This window comes from Oceanispirochaeta sp. M1 (genome assembly GCF_003346715.1).
Lineage (GTDB): Bacteria > Spirochaetota > Spirochaetia > DSM-2461 > DSM-2461 > Oceanispirochaeta.
Genome location: NZ_QQPQ01000015.1, coordinates 16,132 through 35,778, shown reverse-complemented (window position 1 = coordinate 35,778; position 19,647 = coordinate 16,132). Strand labels below are relative to the sequence as shown.

The following is a 19,647-nucleotide window of genomic DNA, read 5'->3' as shown; positions in this document are numbered from 1 at the left end:
CCTAACTTTTATTGATTCACTCATTATCTGCTACTTAAGTTCATCGTTGTTGATTATGTATTGAAGATCCATAAGGGCGGATATGTAGTTGTATTTTTCATCTACAACCATCAGTTTTGCTTTGTTTAATTCATCATCAGCATTCTGTACATCCAGGAAATCGAGAATCCCTTCTGTGTAGGAACTGTCTACCAGGTTATAGTTTTCCTGAGCTAAATCGACATTGAGTTCCAATGAATCGATGGTACTGGCTGATTTATTGAGAAGAAGAACAACTGACTGTATATCGATAGCATTTCCTCTTACCTGATTCTCAAGAGTCAGTTCTGCTCTCTCCAGCTGATCCTTATATTTCTTTACATACAGATTTTTTTGGGAATTAGGGATAAATCCATCCAATGGCAGAGTCAGGCTCATGTTCATGCTGCCTGAGTTATCATTCCACTCAGGATTGTCAATCTCATCTCCAAATGGATCATCCATCATAGAATTCCATGAATACCCCAGTCCAAGCACTGGTGTCATGGTCTGGGCTGCTGCCATTCCTTTTTTTACCCTGATCTGTTCAACTAGTTTTGAAAAGTATTGAACTTCCAGCCTGTCATACATGTATTCTGAAATTATGTTTTCCGAGTCAAAAATCTGAATATCACTTTCTATCTCACCAACAATGACAATATTTTCTTCAAGATCAATTCCCAGCAATCTTTTAAATTCCCATAAGGATGTTTCATAGGAATTCTCCAGGTTGATCAGTTGGGGTTTCATATTTTCCCAGGCAACCTGATAGGAGAGAACCTCTACATAAGCAATATTACCAAGCTCGTAGTTTACCTTAGCTCTTTCATATCTTTTAAAGGCAGTATCAATCATATCGATATTCACATCGATGGTTTCTCTGATCAGTATGATGTAGTAAAAAGCCTTGCGTACATCTCTTTTTAGTTTTTGAACTGCAATATCCTGAGTGATCAGTCCTTTCTGATAATCCATGATCGTATCTTTGATCTGAAAGTAAGTGTCTGCTGATAAGTCAAGAGAAGTGTTAAAGCCCAGGGACAGGTTCCAATATTCCGGATATCCGGCATCCTGTGTATTTGTTTTTCCCAGACCGGCAGAAACGCTGGCATCAGGGAGAAATTCATTCCAGTTTGAGTTCTTCTCTCTTTCAAGAGTTCTCTGACCTATATAAGTTGATTGCAGTTCAAGATTCTGTTCAAGGGCTATCTCAACAGCTTCATCAACAGTCAGATCCATGGCCTGGATATAAACTGCTGTGACGCATAATAAAATTATTAGTCCTGAAATTCGTTTATACATAATTCGTAGTTCCTTTTTAAAATGTGATTTCCATATTCAATAATGATTATTTTAGTGCTTATCACCATTATATACCAATAAATTATATATGTTGATTGATTGCTGATTCTTTTTTCATCAAAATTATTATTCAATATATGCATTAGTGGAAAAAATAATGATTTCTTACATTCTCCGGATCTGCAATTTTATTCAATACATGTTTTCTTTTTTTCTGTTCAATGACAGAATAAAACAGTGAATCAGGAGGAATGATAAAAAGTCATCATAAGCTTGTGGATTGATATACTGTACCAAATACCCATTTGGAACAGCAGGTTACTGTTCGGCATTTTTACTGGTCCAAGAGACCGTTCAGGAGATTGAAGAGCCGTGACCGAAACATTCAATGGTCTTCGAGACCGGATAGGAGAATGGAATCAATTCACCGTATAGGCGCTGTTTTAAATGACAGGAGTCAAAATATGAAGATGAGTATTGGAGTGGATCTACACAAGACACAGTTTACTGTCTGCTTTCTTGGAGAGAAAAGGCAAATGGTTGAATCAGGGATCTTTTCTACTAATAAATCTGGATACGATGATTTTCTAAAGAAGGCAAAAGAGTATTCAGAATCTGGTTATGTATTACAGGCAGCAGTAGAGAGCACAGGAAATGCCAGATACTTCCGAAACAAGTTATTGGTGGCCGGAATTGACGTGGTAGTTGTAAATACATTGAAATTTAAAGTTGTTAATGAATCTGTAAAGAAGACAGACAAGCATGATGCCAAAACACTGGCAGAATTTCTTGAGAAAGAGATGCTTCCTGAGTCTGTTTTATGCTCACAGGAGAGTGAAGATCTAAGAAGAGTTTTAAAGACTCGATCTTTGCTGGTAAAAACAACAGTAAGTGTGAAGAATCAGGTTCATGGTCTTTTACTAGGATATGGGATCGAGAGCAAACGAGGGCAGCTGCAAAGTAAAAAAGAAAGGCAGCGAATCCTTAACGGTCTCGAGGACCATGAATGTTTCGGAAACGCTGCCAAAGCGGTTGTACCACTATTTGATACGATAGATCAGCTTTACGCTCAGGTCAAGAAACTTGAGATAGTTATTGAAGAACTGGTCTTAGAAGATAAGGATGTGGAGTTATTGATGACAATTCCTGGAGTTGGAATTATCACCGCATCAACGATTCGAGCTTATATGGATGATATCAATCGTTATGATAGCCCTAAAAAGTTTGCATCGTATATTGGATTGGCTCCTTGGGTTCAGAACTCGAATGAGACGATCCATCATGGGCATATTACGAAGAGAGGTCCTGTAGAGCTTAGGACAGCAATGGTGCAAAGTGTACTTGGAATGGTTCGGAGTAGTAAAACAACCGGTAATTATAGGATCATGAGTAAGTACCGTGTCATGAAGAAAGTGAAAGGTAGTGGCCAGAGTATCATCGCTACAGCCCGGAAGATGAGTACCATTGTTTATATGATATTAAAAACAAGAGAACCATTTGATCCATTAAGGATGGTTCCGGATAAACGATATATGGAAATGCAAGCGGCTGCATGGAATGTCGTGAAAGCTGGTTAAACCAGTTCAATTGTAAGCTTATATAAAGCTAATGGTTGACTTTTTATAGGAGAAAAAAATGGATAATCCCACGATTAACAGACAACGTAATGCATTTATAGCACTCACAGCTTCGGTACTTCTCTGGGGCGGCTCGTTCAGTGCTGCCAGCCGTCTGCTTCAGGATCTTGATCCAATGACTGTAATGTGGCTGAGAATGACTTTGGCCTCTCTGGCCATTCTCCCGTTTATTAAAAAACTGGCACCTCCAGCCGGATGGAGAAGTGAATGGAAAATCCTTTTACCCATGGTTCTTTTTCAGCCATGTCTATATTTTCTCCTTGAAAGCAACGCCCTTCGATTTACCAGCTCATCTCAGGCAGGAGTTATCTCAGCATTTGTTCCTCTACTTGTCGCCCTGGGGGCATGGCTCTTCTTAAAAGAGAAGCTGAAACTGCGTGGTATTCTCGGTCTGCTCATGTCTATAACAGGGATTGTTTTTTTAACTCTTATGAATAGCAGCAGCGAGTCGGCTGATAAGATTATACTCGGAAATATTATGGAAGTAGGCGCCATGGTGGCTGCTGCTTCCAATATGCTGATAATTAAAAAACTGTCTGATCGCTATAATCCATGGACTCTGACTATGATGCAGTGTTTTGCAGGATTTCTTTTCTTCTCACCAGGGCTCCTTATGCTTATTCAGGATATGCCCCAGTTCACAACAAAACATGTTCTTCTGCTTCTTTATCTGGGAGCCCCTGTGAGTCTCGGAGCCTTTGGTCTGTATAACTGGGGGATGAGTCATACAAGTGCTTCGGGGGCATCACTTTTTATCAATCTGATTCCGGTTGTGGCGGTTGTCCTGGGTTGGGCCTTACTGGGGGAATCACTGACTCTTGTGCAGTGTATTGCTTCGGCTGCGGTACTTCTGGGAGTTGTAATAAGTCAGAGTGGAGATTCTGTCGATGAGAGGACTGTTAAAAATGAATCAAGAAGCTCCGGATCAAACAATGATCCCCTCTGTTCTGCAAGAAACTTATAGGCTTCTTCAGGAGTGAAACCCTTACGGTAGGGCCGGTCTTCCGAGATGGCATCATAAACATCAGCCAGAATCATGATTCTGGCAATCCTGGGAATCTTCTCTCCCTTTAGTTTGTCAGGATATCCTGATCCGTCCCATCGCTCATGGTGATGCCTGACTCCCTGACGGACCTCTTCCATTCCCGGAATATCCTTGATTATATTGTCTCCCTTTTCGGGGTGGTTTTTTATAAGATCAAACTCTTTTTCAGTCAGTTTGCCGGGTTTATCCAGAATTACTTCGGGGATTCCCAGTTTTCCAATATCATGGAGAAGGGCCGTTATACGGATGGTCTCAATCTCATTGCTGCTCATACCAAGTTCTTTGGCAAGGGCAACAGAGAGGCGGGCAACACGTTCGGTATGACCTGCAGTCCAACGGGATTTTGCATCCACACTTCTTGTCAGGGCAATCAGGGTTCCCTGGGTCATCTCTTCTCTCTGTTCCATCTCAATCTTGCTTTGGAGTGCCACTCCAACCTGATCCGAGAGCATTTCAAGAGCTTCCTTATCCTGATCACTGACCTCATTCAGGGTTATGGCAAAAGTGGCTAAAGTCCTTTCGTTGTGGAGAATGGGAATAAACACACCTTTTTTCTTGCGTATCTCTTCTGGAAACAGAAGGATAGTACCAGGGTTCTTGTCTCCAATGACTTGAAGATCAAGTAATTTGGTTTCAGTTATGTCTACTAATTCTTCCGGCAGGTCTGAATGGAATATCAGGCGTCCGATTGTATGTTCTCTTTCGGGGACAAGTGCAGCTATTACCAGACCTTCTTCTTTATGTTCAAGGACTGCTACTGCTGTATCGCTAAACTGCTCAGATATAAATCCGGCAACCTCTTCGAGGAGTTCATTCCTTGATACCGAGGAGAGTACTGCTCTGTCAATCTTGTTCATTGTATGCATGGAATTAAAACGATGATTCAGATTGAGGCTCATTATGTCCAGAGAGCGGGCTAGTGTCCCTATATCATCCAACCTCTTTGAATGGAAGCGGATTCCCATATCTCCTTTAGCAAGATCAAGAGCTCTGTCAGTCAGTTCTTTCATGGGTTTTGTAATTGACCTGGCAAAAAGGGAACCCAGAATCAATGAAAATAAAAGGATCATTGAGGTGAAGGTTATTAATGTGTTTTTATCACTCTCTATATATTTAGTAAGTCCCTCTCTTTCAAGGCTTATTTCAAAGATATAACTCAGTTTGTCTCTTTCATTGGTCATATTAATATAAAAGTATCTATGACCACTCTGACCATAGTAGATTTCAGGTTTATAGAATGATGTACTGTCCAGCGTATTATTCAGAACCGTAACAATTTCAGTAGATATGGATAATTCTATTTCAGGTTTGTTTACAGACTCTAGAAGAATCCATTTTTCACTGGCTGGATACCGGCCGTATAGAGCCAGATGTATATTCTCTGATTGATTTTCAGGTATCAGGGTTTCCAGGTTTTGTATCAATTCAGCCCCAAGCTGTGGTTCCTCTACAAACGCCTTATAGAGGATATCGGGTTCTTCCGAATGCATCAAATCAATGAGTTGGGAGTTGAGTTCTTTATGAAAGGAGCTATAAAGTTCAAAGGTTTCTAAAGCTGTGCTGGATATAAATGACATATAGCCCACAAGTATGCCGAAGAGCACAAACAGTGCAACCAGCTTAAAAAATAATAGTTTGGAACCTATACGTAATCTCATAGCCATAGCCTACTTATATTTTTATCAACTTTCAAGAATAAGAGATAACTTAGTTATTTAAAGCTTTGCTGTATACCCCTTATATGTTTGTAAGACAATATATTCTCCAATTTAGAAATCCGTAAAGTATGAAAAAAAATGATTAAAATACGAAATGCGTATTATTGATAATGTTGAAATATGTTAATCGTAATTAAATCTTGCGAAAATGGAAAAGTCGGGATATACTTCCTATTAAATAATAATTGACCGGAATACAGGAGGTATTTTTTTGAAAATAGGAACAGTAAAAGAGATTAAAAATCATGAATACAGAGTAGGTCTTACACCATCAAGTGCTAAATCCTACATAAGCCATGGACATGAGGTCTATATACAGACCAATGCCGGTACAGAAGCCGGTTACCCCGATGAGTCATACATTGCTGAGGGTGTTAAAGTCCTGGAAACTGCAAAAGATGTATTTGATATGGTTGATATGATTGTGAAGGTAAAGGAACCTCAGCCTTCTGAATATCCTATGTTCAAAAAAGGCCAGATCCTCTATACCTACCTTCACCTTGCTGCAGATAAGGCATTGACAGAAGGTCTTCTTATTTCAGGAATCAAAGGAATCGCATATGAGACAATGGAGCTTCCTGATAGAAGTCTTCCCTGTCTGAAACCCATGAGTGAGATCGCAGGACGTCTGAGTGTTCAGGAAGGTGCAAAATATCTTGAAAAAGCATTCGGCGGAAGGGGAGTGCTCCTCGGTGGAGTTCCCGGTGTAAGAAGAGGAAAGATTGCCATCCTCGGTGGCGGAGTTGTCGGAACCAATGCCTGTAAAATGGCCGTAGGTATGGGTGCTGATGTTACAATTCTGGATATTTCCGCCAAACGTCTGGAGTATCTTGACGATATCTTCGGTGGAAGAATCACTACTCTCTACAGTACTCCCCATAATATTGAAGAAGTACTGAAAGAAAGTGATGTTGTTATCGGTGCGGTTCTTATTCCCGGTGCCAAGGCTCCCAAGCTTGTAAAACGTGAGCACCTCAAGTTGATGAAACCCGGTGCCGTACTCGTAGACGTTGCTGTTGACCAGGGCGGATGTTTTGAAACAACCCATCCTACAACCCATGAAGCCCCCACCTTTATCATTGACGGTGTGGTTCATTACTGTGTTGCCAATATGCCCGGTTCCGTTTCTGTTACATCAACAGAAGCATTAAACAGTGTAACTATCCCTTACGGACTGCAGATTGCGGATAAGGGTCTTGAGAAAGCCTGTATTGAAAATAGAACCATAAAACTTGGTCTGAATGTGTATGAAGGGATGTGTGTATACAAAGAAGTTGCCGATGATCTCGGTATCGAGTATACAGATGTTGATACAGTGCTGAAATAACAGGAATTACCATCTCCTCAGGGGATGGATAAGTAGATGTAATCCTGTCATAATGCCCCCCGTCGAGGGGGCTTTTTTTTTGAATTCAATGAAATCAGTATTAAAGAAAGTCATCATACTGGGAATTCCACTCCTGTTCGGACAGTTGACCCATTACTTTCTTCAGATTGCCGACTCTGCCATGCTTGGACACTACGGTGAGGAGAGTCTTGAGCTTGCCGCAATAGGTGTTGCCGGTCTTTTTACCTGGATATTACTTACATGCCTCTGGCCTATGTCTATAGGAGTGCAGTCCATTGCTGCACGGCGTTATGGAAAACAGGACCATGATGATGAGACGAGCAGACATTTTACCGGTGAAGCCCTGGATAACGGGATTATCACCTCTCTATATGCGGCGTTGGTTGCACTGATAATCAGTTTTTCAGCACCCTTTGTGCTTAATCATCTTCTGGATACTCCCGAGATCATCGAGCTGGCCCTTCAATACATAAAGATCATGCGTTTCTCACTGATTCCAACGGGACTCTACTTTATTCTTCAGGGATTTTTCGCTGCGGTGAACCGGACCAAATATGTGATGTACTCCGGCCTGATCAGCAACCTTCTGAATATTCTGCTGAACTGGGTCTTTATTTTCGGGAAGCTGGGATTGCCTGCCATGGGTATCCGTGGAGCGGCCCTGGGTACGGTACTTTCTTATACTGTCTCTTTTCTATTTCTTGCGGGAATTATCCTCTTTAAAGGGTATAAGAAAAAATATCGACTTTTCCATTTTGATCATTTTCTAACAGGGATGCAGAAGGATATTGTTAAGGTTGCACTTCCTCCAGCACTGCAGAACATAATAGCCCTCTCCATATTTATGGTTTATCAGACTTTTATAGAGAATTATTCAACCGTTTATCTGGCTGCTACCCATAGTGTATTTGCCTATTTCAGACTGAATAAGACACTCATAAGCGGTTTTGCCCGTTCAGCATCCATACTGGCCGGTAATGCACTTGGAAGAAAGGATAAGGCAGAGGCTCAAAGTATAATTACAGCAAGCGGCATTGTTGCAGGAGCCGTAGCTCTTTTTGTCGCCGTTTTTACACTCTTCTTCAGAAACCAGATTGCTTATATATTTACAAATGATCCGGATACTATCGAGGCAATTGCAAAGGCTCTCAGCTTCTTTATTCCATTCTTCTTTTTCGAAGCTCTGGGTTATTCATTTGAGATGGTATTCACGGGTAACGGTTATGGAAAATGGGTCCTTTTCAGTGAATCATTAACTAATTTTACCTTTATACTGGGAACATCACTCCTGGCCTATAGGCTTTTCCCTGATGATATTCGCTATATATGGTTCAGTTTCGGTTTGTATCAAATAGGTCATGCCTCTCTGATGATATTTGGATTTTTAAGAAAAAAATGGCTTCATATTGAAGTAGACAGGATGGCAGAAGCATGAAATATCACTATCTCGATACCGACAGTAAACTCTCCGATTATCTGGATTCCTTAAAGACCCGCGAAATTGAGAGGGTTTCAGTTGACCTGGAAGGGGAGTTTAATCTCCATTGTTACGGTGAGCATCTCTGCCTTGTGCAGATTTTTGACGGAGAGGAATATGCACTGATTGATCCTATGAAAGTCAGGATCACACTTATTCGTGATTTCTTTGAGAATCCTGATATCAGTAAGATCATGTATGACTGCTCTGGAGACAGGACACTCCTTTTTAGAAAATATGGAATTGCGGTAAAGAATATTGAAGATCTTCTGCCTGCATCAGAGCTCCTTGATCTTGAAAAAAGAAATCTTGCCTTTGTACTGACAAAATTTCTATCAGTAGAGCCCAAGGCCAAGAAAAAATTCCAGCAGTATAACTGGATGCGCAGGCCTATTCAGGCAGATGCCCTGGAATATGCTTTGGATGATGTAAGGTATCTTTTTGATCTTAAAATTGAATTGCTTAAAGAAGTGGCCGCCCTGAATCTCCTGGACGAATATGAAGAGAATAACCGTCTGGCTCAGACAAGGGAAATATTATTGAATCCAATTCCGGGAGTTCTGAAGAAAAACCGGTTTAAGAAAATGCCTCAGGAGTGCCGGGATCTGTTTAAAAAGTTGTTTGAATGCCGTGAGGAGTATGCAGAGCGTCTTAACATGCCTCCCAACTCCGTTGTATCCAATGAGAATGTTTTTAGACTGTCACAGGGCGAGATGAGACTTAATCATCTGCATTTTCATGGAAGGGTTCCCGGCCGCAACAGGGAAGCACTGCTTCAGGATTTTTCTGAAATCATGGGTGAAGATTGACTGTAACATCCCGGGCAGTACCGGTCAGAAGATAAAGTCCGCTGCTGCTCTGTAGAGCTTTTACAGTTCCGCCCTGTACAGATTCGATGCCCTGTCCGGGCTGTATTCTCAGATAATGATAAACCGGAGTGGCTCCCTCACTGTATCTGATTCTGATACTGTTTCCATCTTTCCAGGAATAAACATCCATTCCTTCCTGAGCCCTGGTAATCTTTGCCATCTGAGCACTGCTTATTCTTTTAAGATCAGGGAAGTCTGAAAAGATTTCATCCAGACAATTATCAAACTGTGAGTACATACTGTCCCAGTTATTGCCTTCGTTTCTAACTGTGTCCATTGCATCATCGGGGTGTATGAAATGGGAGAATACTCCACTATAGGCCAGGGCATCATAAATCAGCCATTTTTCATTATCACCCTGCAGATATCCTGATGAAAAACGGGGTATATCAAACCAGTGAGAAAATATTGGATCCTCCTCAATTTCCTGAATCAGATCACCATAATTTTCTATCCCCTGATTCACAGCGGCTATATTGCTGATTTGAGGAAATACATCCAGCAGGGCAGTCTTGCCGCTGCTGCTCATCCTGTTCATGGGAGGAACATAGCTGTAGTAGGGGATATGGTCAAACAGATCATCCATCATTCTTTTCAGATCATTCAAACAGCTGGACATAGCAGAAATACCGGGCCATTTAGTACTTGTTGTGTCATCTGTGAATTCACTGTTTAAAACCAGGGATACATGATTATAACCATGAATACCCAGTTCTGCTCCTACCTCTTTGAGAAGAGCGCCGTGATAGGCAAAGTTTTCTCTGTCTTCATCTGTAAATTCATAAAGATCGCCTTCGGTGACATTAATATAATTTCCTACTGCCAGTGCTGTGTACTTCAGATTATGAGATTCCTGGAGGTTTTTGATATCCGGCCACCATACATGGTTGATGAAATCTATTTTACTCATTCCTTCATAGGGTTCCAAAAGGTCAGTCCCTATCTCTCCGGCAGGTATGGAAACCGGAAAATCATCAATATAGAAGAGGGCTGAATTGTACTGGGTGCTTAAGAAGTAATCCGGGACAAGAGAGAGGCATTGCAGAAGGAGACCCCGGAAAGATTTGCCCTGAAATAATGAAGAATTTGTATAAACAATATTTCCAAGACCATGATTATACTTCCAAATATAAGGAGTTCCTTCACTACTTTCAGCAATAACTGTTGCGTCAGTGGAGAGTTCAAATGCTATGGATGCTGAGTTGAGGAAATCTATTGAAGAAATATATGTGTTATCAAATCCGGGAAAAATATTCTTGGTTATTCTTATTCCGCTGCCTCCCGGCCATACGGTTCCACCTGATGTGATACCAACTGCACTTTTGAATATATCATCATCGTATCTGGTATTTATTAGAAATATCGAGTTGGTTCCATCTTCAATTGCTTTAAGCAGAAGGTTCCTTTCTATTTCTTCAAGGCGCCATAGCCTTTCTGATGCAAAAACGAGAACATCCTGAGAATCCAATACAGCGAGATATGTGCTTATTTCGGTTTTGAAATCTTCCATATCTACAAGCGAGTAGTTCAGCTTCGCCTGGTTGAAAGTACAGCAAACCTGTTCCTTCAGTGAAATCTCCCCATCAGATTCATCACTGTACACCACTACAAAGTTCTGATACTCAGCCGGAGCCGATCTGTAACTCATGTAATCCAGATCTATATCATCCAGCAGGCCTTCATTAAGTTCCCTGTCGGCAGGAGCAGGGTCTGGAGTGTCTGTATCCGAAGGGGGTGCAGGGTTATCAGTGTTGTCCGGGGTCTCGCTGGGAGTTATATCTTCAATATCAGCAGTAGGATCTGCCATTTTACAGGATGCAACCAGAAACAGTCCCCAGAAGAGGATGACCTTCAGTTTCACAACTCTATCCTTTCCTTTTAAACCATTTTTAACTGTCTTCAATATACATCCTTCTGATAATAAATCATGTCCCTGAGTCTCATTACAATAGTTTCGGCCATTTTATGCGATCTACTCTATACATTTATCCAGACAGATGTTATTGTCAGCCCCTCATCACTGATAACATCCGGTCGGATCAGCAATTACAACTTACAATGCCTGGACTGGAGCATGAAAATGCGGGCTTGTTCAGGAGATATAATGACATTTACACAACTCGGGCTTAAGGATGAAATCCTAAAAGCCGTTCACGATCGTGGTTATACAGAAACCACAGATATTCAGGCAAAATCAATCCCAGCTATTCTAGATAACAGAGATGTTATAGGCGGTGCCCAGACAGGTACCGGTAAAACAGCTGCTTTTGCCCTTCCTCTATTAGAAAGACTCAGCGAATCAGAAAGCAAAGGACGTAATCCCAGAGTTCTGGTTCTTACTCCCACCAGAGAACTGGCCGAACAGGTCGGTGAAAGTTTCAGAAGCTACGGAAAATACCTTTCCCTTAAGACTGTTACAGTTTACGGCGGAGTAAAGATAGGTTCCCAGATCTCAGCAGTCCGAAAGGGTGTAGATATTCTGGTTGCCACCCCCGGTCGTCTTCTGGATCATCTGGATCAGAGAACATTTCATCTTAAAGATGTTGAAACTCTGGTTCTCGATGAAGCGGACAGAATGCTGGATATGGGTTTTATTCATGATATTAAACGCATACTCAAACAGATGCCTCCTAAGAGACAGAATCTTATGTTTTCCGCTACCTACGGTAAGGATATGAAGAAGCTCTCTGAAGGGATTCTAAGAGATCCAGTCTCCGTTGAGGTGACCAGGAGAAATACAGCAGCCGAAATGGTTGTACAGTATCTCTATAAAATTGATAAAAGACAGAAACGTTTTCTCCTTTCTCATCTGATCAAAGAGGAATCCTGGTATCAGGTTCTTGTCTTTGTCAGAACAAAGCATGGTGCCAACCGTCTTAGCAAACAGCTGGCCAAAGAGGGCATCACTACTGCCGCCATCCATGGTGACAAGAGTCAGAATGCCCGTCTGAAGGCTCTGGATAACTTTAAAAAAGGTGATCTTCAGGCTTTGATTGCAACTGATGTGGCAGCCAGAGGTATACATCTGGAGGGATTGACTCATGTAGTCAATTTTGACCTGCCTCGTAATGCGGAAGACTATGTTCACCGTATTGGACGGACAGGACGAGCCGGACAGTCAGGGACGGCGATCTCTTTTGCCTCATCAGATGAAAAGCAGGATCTGCAGAAAATTGAACGCCTTCTAAACAAGAGCATTCCCTTAAAGCACTCGGACTCTTTTGTGCCTGAAGAACTGACCCCTGTTTTGAATAATGGAGGCCCCACAGCCCGCAGACAGGGTGTGGCCAGACCAGGAAATGGTGGTCAAAGCCGGAACAGTGGAGGCGGCAGCAGATCTGCCAATGCCGGATACAGTCGGAATAGCCCTGGTGGTAATTCTCCCAGAAAGAAAGGAAAATCAAGTTTCTCAAGATAATACAAAAAGTCGATAATTATTACCAATGTTTACCCTCCTGGAGATGATATAATTTCCAGGATTGTTTAAGGGGATAAATGTGAAAACTTATTGTATTGCCTGCGGTGTATTCAGAAAGGATCTTCAGGAGATCCTACCCGCATTACCCGAAACTCCCGAAGTTGAATATCTTGAAGGTGGACTTCATGCAGAACCTGATCTTCTGAGACGGGAACTGCAGAGTGCCATTGATAAGGTACCCGACAGCTATGAACGAATCGTACTTCTTTATGGAGTCTGCGGTAAGGGAATTGTCGGGCTTCATTCTATAAATCAGACAATCGTCGTTCCCAGAGTACATGACTGTATCAGTCTGTTTCTGGGAGGAACTAAAGAATACAGAAAACAGTTCTCCCATAAACCGGGAACCTACTATATCTCTGCGGGCTGGTATGAAGAACAGGTACAGCCCCGGGGGAAAAGACTCAAAGAACAGAAACAGGGAGCCATGCCCCCGGCCTACGCAGACACTCTGGATAAAGACATTCTTTCAGAGCGTTTCGGTGAGGATAATTCAAAAGCGGTAACTGAATTTTTTGATGCCTGGAAGAATAATTATTCACGGGCTGTCTATATTGATACAGGCAGCGGTTCCAAGGGTAAATATGCCGATTATGCTAAAAAAATGGCAGAGGACAACGGATGGGAGTATACCCGTCTGGAGGGCTCTCAGAGTTTAATCTATCAGTGTTTTTCCACACTGAGGAATACTGATCTTTCCAGTGATGAGATTCTTGTAGTACCTCCCGGCAGAGAGATTACATTTGACTCAGCCACAGGGCTGGTTAATTTTGCATCGACTCTGGAAGAAGAGAGTAACGGCGGGATACGGAATCTTGTATTCACATCTGATAAAACTGAAGAAGAGCATCAGCCGGTCAGTACCGCCTCCATGGGCCTTGGTATTGATGCCGGCGGAACCTATACGGATGCCGTACTTTTTGATTTCAAAGAACAGAAGATTATCAGCAGAGCCAAGTCCCTTACTACAAAGTGGAAATACTCTGAGGGAATTATGGCAGCCGTCAGACAGCTCCCCCCGGATGTGCTTAAGACTGTGGATCTCGTATCACTTTCCACTACACTTGTCACCAATGCAATTGTGGAATCAAATCTCTATCCTGTAGGCCTTTTTCTGATGCCCATGGCTACAATGACTCCCGATAATATCAGTCATTCCCCTCACTGCATTATCAAAGGACGTATGACCATTGAAGGTTTGATGGCCGAAGATATTTGTTCTGAGGAGATTAAAGAAGCAGCCTCCAAAATGGTACAGCAGGATGGTGTGAGAGCCTTTGCTGTCTCCGGCTACGGAGCTTCAGTCAATCCGGAGCTTGAACTTAAAGTAAAGGAAATCCTCCGTGATCAGACAGGTCTTGATGTCTGCTGCGGTCATGAACTGTCTGGAACACTGAACTTTTATGTCCGTGCCCATACGGCAGTGCTCAATGCCGGTGTTATTCCCATTATGGAAGAGTTCTTATCAGAGATGAAAACGGCCCTCAGGGAAGTTGAAGTGGATGCTCCCCAGCTGGTTGTGAAGGGGGATGGATCTGTAATGACAGGTGCCTTTGCCTCTGAGTTCCCCGTACAGACTGCACTGTCAGGTCCTGCTGCGAGTATGGCGGGTGCCCGATTCCTGACAGGTCTTGATGAGGCTCTGGTTATTGATGTGGGAGGAACTACATCGGATATCGGCTATCTTGAAAAAGGTGAGGTCTCTGTCTGTGAGAACGGTGCCTCCATCGGTTCCTGGCGGACTCACGTCAAAGCGGTTGATATGCTCACTACGGGCCTGGGGGGAGACAGCGCCATAGTATTTGACCGGCAAGTCTGGAGTATCGGACCCGGTAGAATTACACCTTTCTGCTGGCTCAATTCACAGTACGATCTGAGTACTGCCATGAAAAAAGAAGCTGAAACAGATATTTCCAGTGAATCATCAATTCCCCTGTTATGGTTATATAAAACAGGTAAAGAGCCTGAGTTCGAACTGACAGGGCAGGAGGAAAAGATCCTTAAAATGCTGGAGCAGGGGCCATGTTTTATCTCAGAACTCAGTACGGAGCTTTGCCATGGTGTCTGGAAGCTGTTAAAGATCGAGCGCCTTGAAAAATCCTATTGTATTCAGAAAGCAGGACTCACTCCCACGGATCTCTACCATATGCAGGGGAAACTCTCGCTGTGGCCTGTAAAGGGTATTCAGGAGTACTTCGACTTGTATCTCAAGCTGCAGAATGAGAGTTCCTACAGGGTTATGGATGATCTTATGAAAAAAATCAGCCGTAAACTGGCTCAGTCAGTTCTGCAGAGAATATTTCCCGAAGCCTCAGAAACACCCGAAGTCTATGCACCTGTCATGGACAGAGGGAATGAGCGTCTTACCCTTACACCATCACTGAAAACTCCTGTTATCGGTCTTGGTGCTCCGGCTTTTCTATTCCTTGAGGATGCAATCCAGCTTCTGGGGGGAGATGTGCTGATTCCCGAGAACGGAGATGTGGCAAATGCCCTGGGAGCCATAACCAGCAAGGTTTCAGTGGAGAGCTCAGCGGAAATTACTCCGACGGTCGAAGGCTTTTTCCGTATTCTCGGAATGGGGGGAATTGAAGACCTCGAGACCCTGGAAGAGGCGGAAAAACTCTGTCTTAAGGCTCTTGTTGATAAAACAAGAGACAAGGCGAGACGTGCCGGAAGTTCGGAAGAGACTGTCAGTATCAGAATCGAAGATAAGACCGCAGAATCCGCAGGGGGAGATATTCTTTTTCTGGAAAGGATTTACAGATCTTCCCTGAAAGGTGCTCCCGACCTGATTTAGAGAGGCAGGACAGGCTCTATCTTATCATCCGGTGCTCCGCATACGGGGCAGCGGACAGGTTTGTTTTCTGTTTCAAATGTATAACCGCAGGAAGTACAGGTATAGTAGGACGAGAGGGTTATGTCCTTCTCCTCTTCTACCGCTTCTAAAGCCTTACTGAGAAGGCTGCTGTGCACCTTTTCCGCATCCCGTGCATCCTGAAAGGTGTAGCGGGCAAGGCTGTGACCCTGTGCTTCGGCATATTCCATATAACTTTTATACATCTCATTGATTTCATAATTTTCACCGTCAATGCTCTTTTTCAGATTCTCAAGAATTGTTTTTCCCTTTCCAAGAACCTCAAAATGGTTCATTGCATGATGAAATTCAGAATCAGAAAGGGCCTTGAAAAGCAGGGCAAGTCCCTCCCAGCCCTGTTCCTTTGCATTTACCCCCATCATCTTATATTTAAAGTGAGCCTCAATTTCGTTATGATAAGCTGTTTCCAGCATCTCAAGGAGTTTCCTGTCTTTCAGCTCTCTGGTGTAAGGAATATCGTCAAGATAGATAATGCGATGTGTGAACTTTCCCCCATCTTCCCTGAATATCTGGAAAATATGGTGTCTTATATAACTCTCGTCATATTCAGGATTCATCTGTTCTATCCGGGCCCCCGCACCACCGGTGATCAGTACGGGAATCCCGTCAATTTCAGTCTCCACCATGGAGTGGACATGGCCGCTGACAAAGTACAGGATCTTATCCATATATACACCGTAAATGGCTCTGAAATCTTCCCACTCAGACGGATTGATACTGTTTCCCGCCACAGGATTGGGCGGCGGATAGTGGAAGGCGAATATTATATTTTCAGCATCTTCCTTATGGAGCACTTTTTTGCAGAAATCGAGGGCTTCCGGAGTGAAGACCCTTGCTGCATTATCCAGAACTATGATCAGCAGATCCTCAGATGCAAGAGCATAGTTTGGAGAACCGAAAAACTCATCATAATATTCTGTATCATGATTTCCTTTGAGACAAGTTACAGGATGTTCCGCCATAGACTGAGTGAAGTCACACACATTCTGATAGATTTTCTTTGAACCGAAGGGGACCATATCGCCGATTATTATGCTGTGGTCAGCCTCTGTGGAACTGAGGGCTTTTGCAAAAACTGTCATGATTCCCGCTCCCAGGCCGTCACAACCTGGATCGCCTATAAGATTTATCCGCTCAGCCCGGGGTAGATGGAGAACAGTCTTTTCCATTTTAAGGAGGCCTTTTCTTATTGTATTACTCACCTTCTCTATTTATCCTTTGGGCCTATTTTTCCTTTGACTATTTTTTTCTTTTGATCCTATTTCACCCAGATGAGTCTGATTAAATCCCTCTTTATGTTTCAGACCGTAGCCGAAGACTCTGTCCAGAGATGAGTGGGCGAAAAGCATCAGCCCCACTACGGCAATCATTGGTCTGGCCATCAGAACACCACAGACATAGAGTATCAGAGCAATGCCTCTGTGATGGATGAAATTATAGAGATAAGCTCCTGTAACAGAATTAATCATATAACCAAGGATACTGATGTCCGGAATAAAAAGGAGCAGGGGATATACCCACCAGGGATAGGGAAGGAGGGTAAAAAGATAAATTGTTATCAGGAAGAAACCCAGTTCTTCGAGGCGGAGAAGAATACTCATAGAACGGCTTTTCATAAGAGCCTCCTTATCTAATCATCCATAAATAAGTCTAATAGATTATGTTTCATATTTCCTATGCAGCCGATAAATGTTAAAAATACAGCAATCAATAAAAAATACTTGACCAAAAGGCCCTCTACTATTGAAAATGGGTACAGATATTTAATAAATCTAATTAACAAGGTGTTTTTTCTATGGCTGAATGTGAATTTATCATCAAATGTCCTTTTTTCAACGATGAATTAAGCGGCAAATCTGATGAAGTAGATGAGATGAAAGAAAAGTACTGTAAGAATAATAATTTAAACTGCTCCAGGTATATGATTGCAACTTCCATTGGAAAAGAATTTATGCCTCCAAACCTCTATCCCCATGAAAAGCAGAGAGCCTATCTTGCAATCGCCGAAAACGGCTGATTCTTAGAATCGTTCCCTGAATTTACGGGAGGCCTCGTTTTCAATCGTTCTCCCGTGACAGAAATAAGCGGTATTAAATTCCATTTTACCTAGAGCTCTCAGTGATTCTTTTCCGGTTTCCATGTCTTCAAAAAGAAGAGGGTAGCCAGGTTTTTTTCCACCACTGCCCACATCACCGGCCAGAAGTATTTTTTCTTCAGCTAACAGGCAGCAGATATGACCTTTTGTATGACCCGGGGTGGCAACAATCTGAATACCACCACCTATCTCAAGGAATTCATCTCCCTTGAGCCTTACATCAACCTTGCATCCTGTCTGTCTTTCATCCTTTCCCTTGCCCGCAAGGAGGGGTACCAGAATATTGGCAGGAAATTCAGGGCTGGGAGTGTAGGCTCTTATGACAATGCCCTCTTCCATATCAGAAGCTTCTGCCTCATGGGCATATATAGTGGCGCCTGTCAGTTTTTTAAGTTCCGCCAGGCTTCCCGTATGGTCTTTATGAAGATGACTGATAATTATATGTTTGAGTCTTTTACTGTCCAGCCCGGCAAGATCTAAGGCTTCGAGAATCTCTTTGCCCTTGCCGGCAGTACCTGTGTCTATCAGAACAAGTTGGTCTTCCCCTTCAACAAGAAAGGCCTTCACATAACCCATTTTAAGCTCATAGAGTCTTTCTGTTCTCTGGATCAGTTTCATTTCTCTTCCCTTATATTTCCCGGCTATAAATAATCTCAATACAACTATAAAACCGGAATAACAAAAAATACAAGAAAATTATGCAGGAAAGCGGCTTCGTGAAGCCTTGGCAATTTTTACAAGACTCAGCATTACAGGTACTTCTACAAGAACACCCACAACAGTAGCCAGTGTTGCCCCTGAGGAGAGTCCAAAGAGGCTGACAGACACTGCAACAGCAAGTTCAAAAAAGTTTGAGGCACCGATCATTCCGGAAGGTGCCGCAACAGCATAAGGTACCTTCCAAAGTCTTGACCAGCCAAATCCAAGGAAGAATATGAAGTAGGTCTGTATGATCAAAGGTACTGCAATCAGCACAATCGCCAGTGGATTCTTCAGAATAGTCTCTCCCTGAAATGAGAATATAATAACCAGAGTGAGCAGAAGACCGGCCTCTGTTATTCCTTCAAACTTCTTACAGAACACATTCTCAAACCAGTCCTTTCCATGGTTTTTTAAAAGCAATGTACGTGTGATAACACCAGCAGTCAGAGGAATGACCACAAATAAAACTACAGAGAGGAAGAGTGTATCCATGGGAACATGAACATTGCTTACACCCAGTAGAAAGGCGACTATGGGGGCAAAGGCCACCAGGATTATCAAGTCATTTACTGCAACCTGAACCACAGTGTAACCGGGATCTCCATCAGAAAGATAACTCCACACAAAGACCATTGCTGTACAGGGAGCTGCACCAAGAAGAATCGCACCTGCAAGATATTCGCTTGCAAGAAGGTCTGGTATAAATGCTTTAAAAACAATTTTCAGAAAAAATGCTGCAATAAGATACATAGTAAAAGGCTTTACCAGCCAGTTGATCACAAGAGTTATAACAAGTCCCTTTGGCTTTCTGCCTGCATTGATAATGCTTTTAAAATCAACCTTAAGCATCATGGGGTAGATCATCAGCCAGATCAAAACAGCAACAGGTATGGATACATTGGCATATTCCATTTTCCCTAAGAGATCGGGTACCTGAGGAAAAATCACTCCAATAGCAACGCCCAATCCTATACAGATAGCCACCCACAGGGAGAGGTAACGAGCAAAAAAACCTATTCTCTTATCTGACATTTAGTTCTCCATCGAAATGTATTTAATAGTAATCTGCCAAAATATTGG

At 42.6% G+C, this 19,647-nt stretch carries 15 protein-coding genes; 8 read left to right on the top strand and 7 right to left on the bottom strand.

Annotation, left to right across the window (positions count from 1 at the left end; genetic code table 11):
- Positions 1–30 precede the first annotated feature (30 nt).
- Positions 31–1,320 carry a TolC family protein gene (locus tag DV872_RS12325; RefSeq protein WP_114630241.1) on the bottom strand — a complete coding sequence of 430 codons (1,290 nt, stop codon included), beginning with the start codon at positions 1,318–1,320 and terminating at the stop codon, positions 31–33.
- A gap of 464 nt (positions 1,321–1,784) precedes the next feature.
- Here DV872_RS12325 and DV872_RS12320 point away from each other — a divergent pair, with 464 nt between their 5' ends.
- Positions 1,785–2,897, top strand: coding sequence for an IS110 family transposase (locus tag DV872_RS12320; RefSeq protein ID WP_158546950.1), 1,113 nt, complete (start codon positions 1,785–1,787; stop codon positions 2,895–2,897).
- Positions 2,898–2,955: 58 nt separating this feature from the next.
- The gene (locus tag DV872_RS12315) at positions 2,956–3,921 is read left to right on the top strand and encodes a DMT family transporter (RefSeq protein WP_114630239.1); all 966 of its coding nucleotides are present in this window, start codon (positions 2,956–2,958) and stop codon (positions 3,919–3,921) included.
- Here the strand turns inward: DV872_RS12315 and DV872_RS12310 are convergent.
- On the bottom strand, positions 3,825–5,666 hold the full coding sequence (locus DV872_RS12310) for an HD domain-containing phosphohydrolase (RefSeq protein ID WP_114630238.1): 1,842 nt from the start codon (positions 5,664–5,666) through the stop codon (positions 3,825–3,827). The two genes, DV872_RS12315 and DV872_RS12310, sit on opposite strands and share 97 nt — an antisense overlap.
- A 265-nt stretch (positions 5,667–5,931) precedes the next feature.
- Between DV872_RS12310 and ald the strand changes: the two genes are divergently transcribed.
- The 3 genes from ald to DV872_RS12295 all read left to right on the top strand — a co-directional run bounded on the left by ald (position 5,932) and on the right by DV872_RS12295 (position 9,354).
- Positions 5,932–7,047, top strand: a complete 1,116-nt coding sequence (gene ald / locus DV872_RS12305) for an alanine dehydrogenase (RefSeq protein WP_114630237.1) — start codon at positions 5,932–5,934, stop codon at positions 7,045–7,047.
- A gap of 88 nt (positions 7,048–7,135) precedes the next feature.
- Positions 7,136–8,503, top strand: a complete 1,368-nt coding sequence (locus DV872_RS12300) for an MATE family efflux transporter (protein WP_230391549.1) — start codon at positions 7,136–7,138, stop codon at positions 8,501–8,503.
- Positions 8,500–9,354 carry a 3'-5' exonuclease gene (locus tag DV872_RS12295; protein ID WP_114630235.1) on the top strand — a complete coding sequence of 285 codons (855 nt, stop codon included), beginning with the start codon at positions 8,500–8,502 and terminating at the stop codon, positions 9,352–9,354. The genes DV872_RS12300 and DV872_RS12295 overlap by 4 nt, the downstream gene beginning before the upstream one ends.
- On the opposite strand, the gene DV872_RS12290 is transcribed toward DV872_RS12295, so the two are convergent.
- Entirely contained in the window at positions 9,338–11,317 is a 1,980-nt protein-coding gene (locus DV872_RS12290) for a DUF2194 domain-containing protein (RefSeq protein ID WP_114630234.1), read from the bottom strand. The two genes, DV872_RS12295 and DV872_RS12290, sit on opposite strands and share 17 nt — an antisense overlap.
- A 201-nt stretch (positions 11,318–11,518) precedes the next feature.
- Between DV872_RS12290 and DV872_RS12285 the strand changes: the two genes are divergently transcribed.
- Together DV872_RS12285 and DV872_RS12280 are read left to right on the top strand one after the other, a co-directional pair.
- Entirely contained in the window at positions 11,519–12,832 is a 1,314-nt protein-coding gene (locus tag DV872_RS12285) for a DEAD/DEAH box helicase (RefSeq protein WP_114630233.1), read from the top strand.
- A gap of 79 nt (positions 12,833–12,911) precedes the next feature.
- Positions 12,912–15,692: a DUF1638 domain-containing protein gene (locus tag DV872_RS12280; RefSeq protein ID WP_158546948.1), complete on the top strand. Its 2,781-nt coding sequence runs from the start codon at positions 12,912–12,914 to the stop codon at positions 15,690–15,692.
- Here the strand turns inward: DV872_RS12280 and DV872_RS12275 are convergent.
- Entirely contained in the window at positions 15,689–16,972 is a 1,284-nt protein-coding gene (locus DV872_RS12275) for a ferritin family protein (RefSeq protein WP_114630231.1), read from the bottom strand. The genes DV872_RS12280 and DV872_RS12275 overlap by 4 nt on opposite strands.
- A gap of 9 nt (positions 16,973–16,981) precedes the next feature.
- The gene (locus DV872_RS12270) at positions 16,982–17,386 is read right to left on the bottom strand and encodes a DUF4260 domain-containing protein (protein WP_199563469.1); all 405 of its coding nucleotides are present in this window, start codon (positions 17,384–17,386) and stop codon (positions 16,982–16,984) included.
- A 179-nt stretch (positions 17,387–17,565) separates the two neighbouring features.
- On the opposite strand from DV872_RS12270, the gene DV872_RS12265 reads away from it, so the two are divergent.
- The gene (locus DV872_RS12265; RefSeq protein WP_114630230.1) at positions 17,566–17,787 is read left to right on the top strand and encodes a hypothetical protein; all 222 of its coding nucleotides are present in this window, start codon (positions 17,566–17,568) and stop codon (positions 17,785–17,787) included.
- 3 nt (positions 17,788–17,790) lie between these two features.
- On the opposite strand, the gene DV872_RS12260 is transcribed toward DV872_RS12265, so the two are convergent.
- Positions 17,791–18,483 (bottom strand): MBL fold metallo-hydrolase, encoded by a 693-nt coding sequence (locus DV872_RS12260; protein WP_114630229.1) that lies wholly within the window; start codon positions 18,481–18,483, stop codon positions 17,791–17,793.
- A 78-nt stretch (positions 18,484–18,561) separates the two neighbouring features.
- On the bottom strand, positions 18,562–19,599 hold the full coding sequence (gene arsB, locus DV872_RS12255) for an ACR3 family arsenite efflux transporter (RefSeq protein WP_114630228.1): 1,038 nt from the start codon (positions 19,597–19,599) through the stop codon (positions 18,562–18,564).
- Positions 19,600–19,647: the final 48 nt, after the last annotated feature.

Excerpts from the sequence above, each read along its gene's own strand:
- DV872_RS12325 (WP_114630241.1), bottom strand. The coding sequence starts at position 1,320 with ATGTATAAACGAATTTCAGGACTAATAATTTTATTATGCGTCACAGCA.
- DV872_RS12320 (WP_158546950.1), top strand. The coding sequence starts at position 1,785 with ATGAAGATGAGTATTGGAGTGGATCTACACAAGACACAGTTTACTGTC.
- DV872_RS12315 (WP_114630239.1), top strand. The coding sequence starts at position 2,956 with ATGGATAATCCCACGATTAACAGACAACGTAATGCATTTATAGCACTC.
- DV872_RS12310 (WP_114630238.1), bottom strand. The coding sequence starts at position 5,666 with ATGGCTATGAGATTACGTATAGGTTCCAAACTATTATTTTTTAAGCTG.
- DV872_RS12300 (WP_230391549.1), top strand. The coding sequence starts at position 7,136 with ATGAAATCAGTATTAAAGAAAGTCATCATACTGGGAATTCCACTCCTG.
- DV872_RS12295 (WP_114630235.1), top strand. The coding sequence starts at position 8,500 with ATGAAATATCACTATCTCGATACCGACAGTAAACTCTCCGATTATCTG.
- DV872_RS12285 (WP_114630233.1), top strand. The coding sequence starts at position 11,519 with ATGACATTTACACAACTCGGGCTTAAGGATGAAATCCTAAAAGCCGTT.
- DV872_RS12270 (WP_199563469.1), bottom strand. The coding sequence starts at position 17,386 with ATGAAAAGCCGTTCTATGAGTATTCTTCTCCGCCTCGAAGAACTGGGT.
- DV872_RS12265 (WP_114630230.1), top strand. The coding sequence starts at position 17,566 with ATGGCTGAATGTGAATTTATCATCAAATGTCCTTTTTTCAACGATGAA.
- DV872_RS12260 (WP_114630229.1), bottom strand. The coding sequence starts at position 18,483 with ATGAAACTGATCCAGAGAACAGAAAGACTCTATGAGCTTAAAATGGGT.
- arsB (WP_114630228.1), bottom strand. The coding sequence starts at position 19,599 with ATGTCAGATAAGAGAATAGGTTTTTTTGCTCGTTACCTCTCCCTGTGG.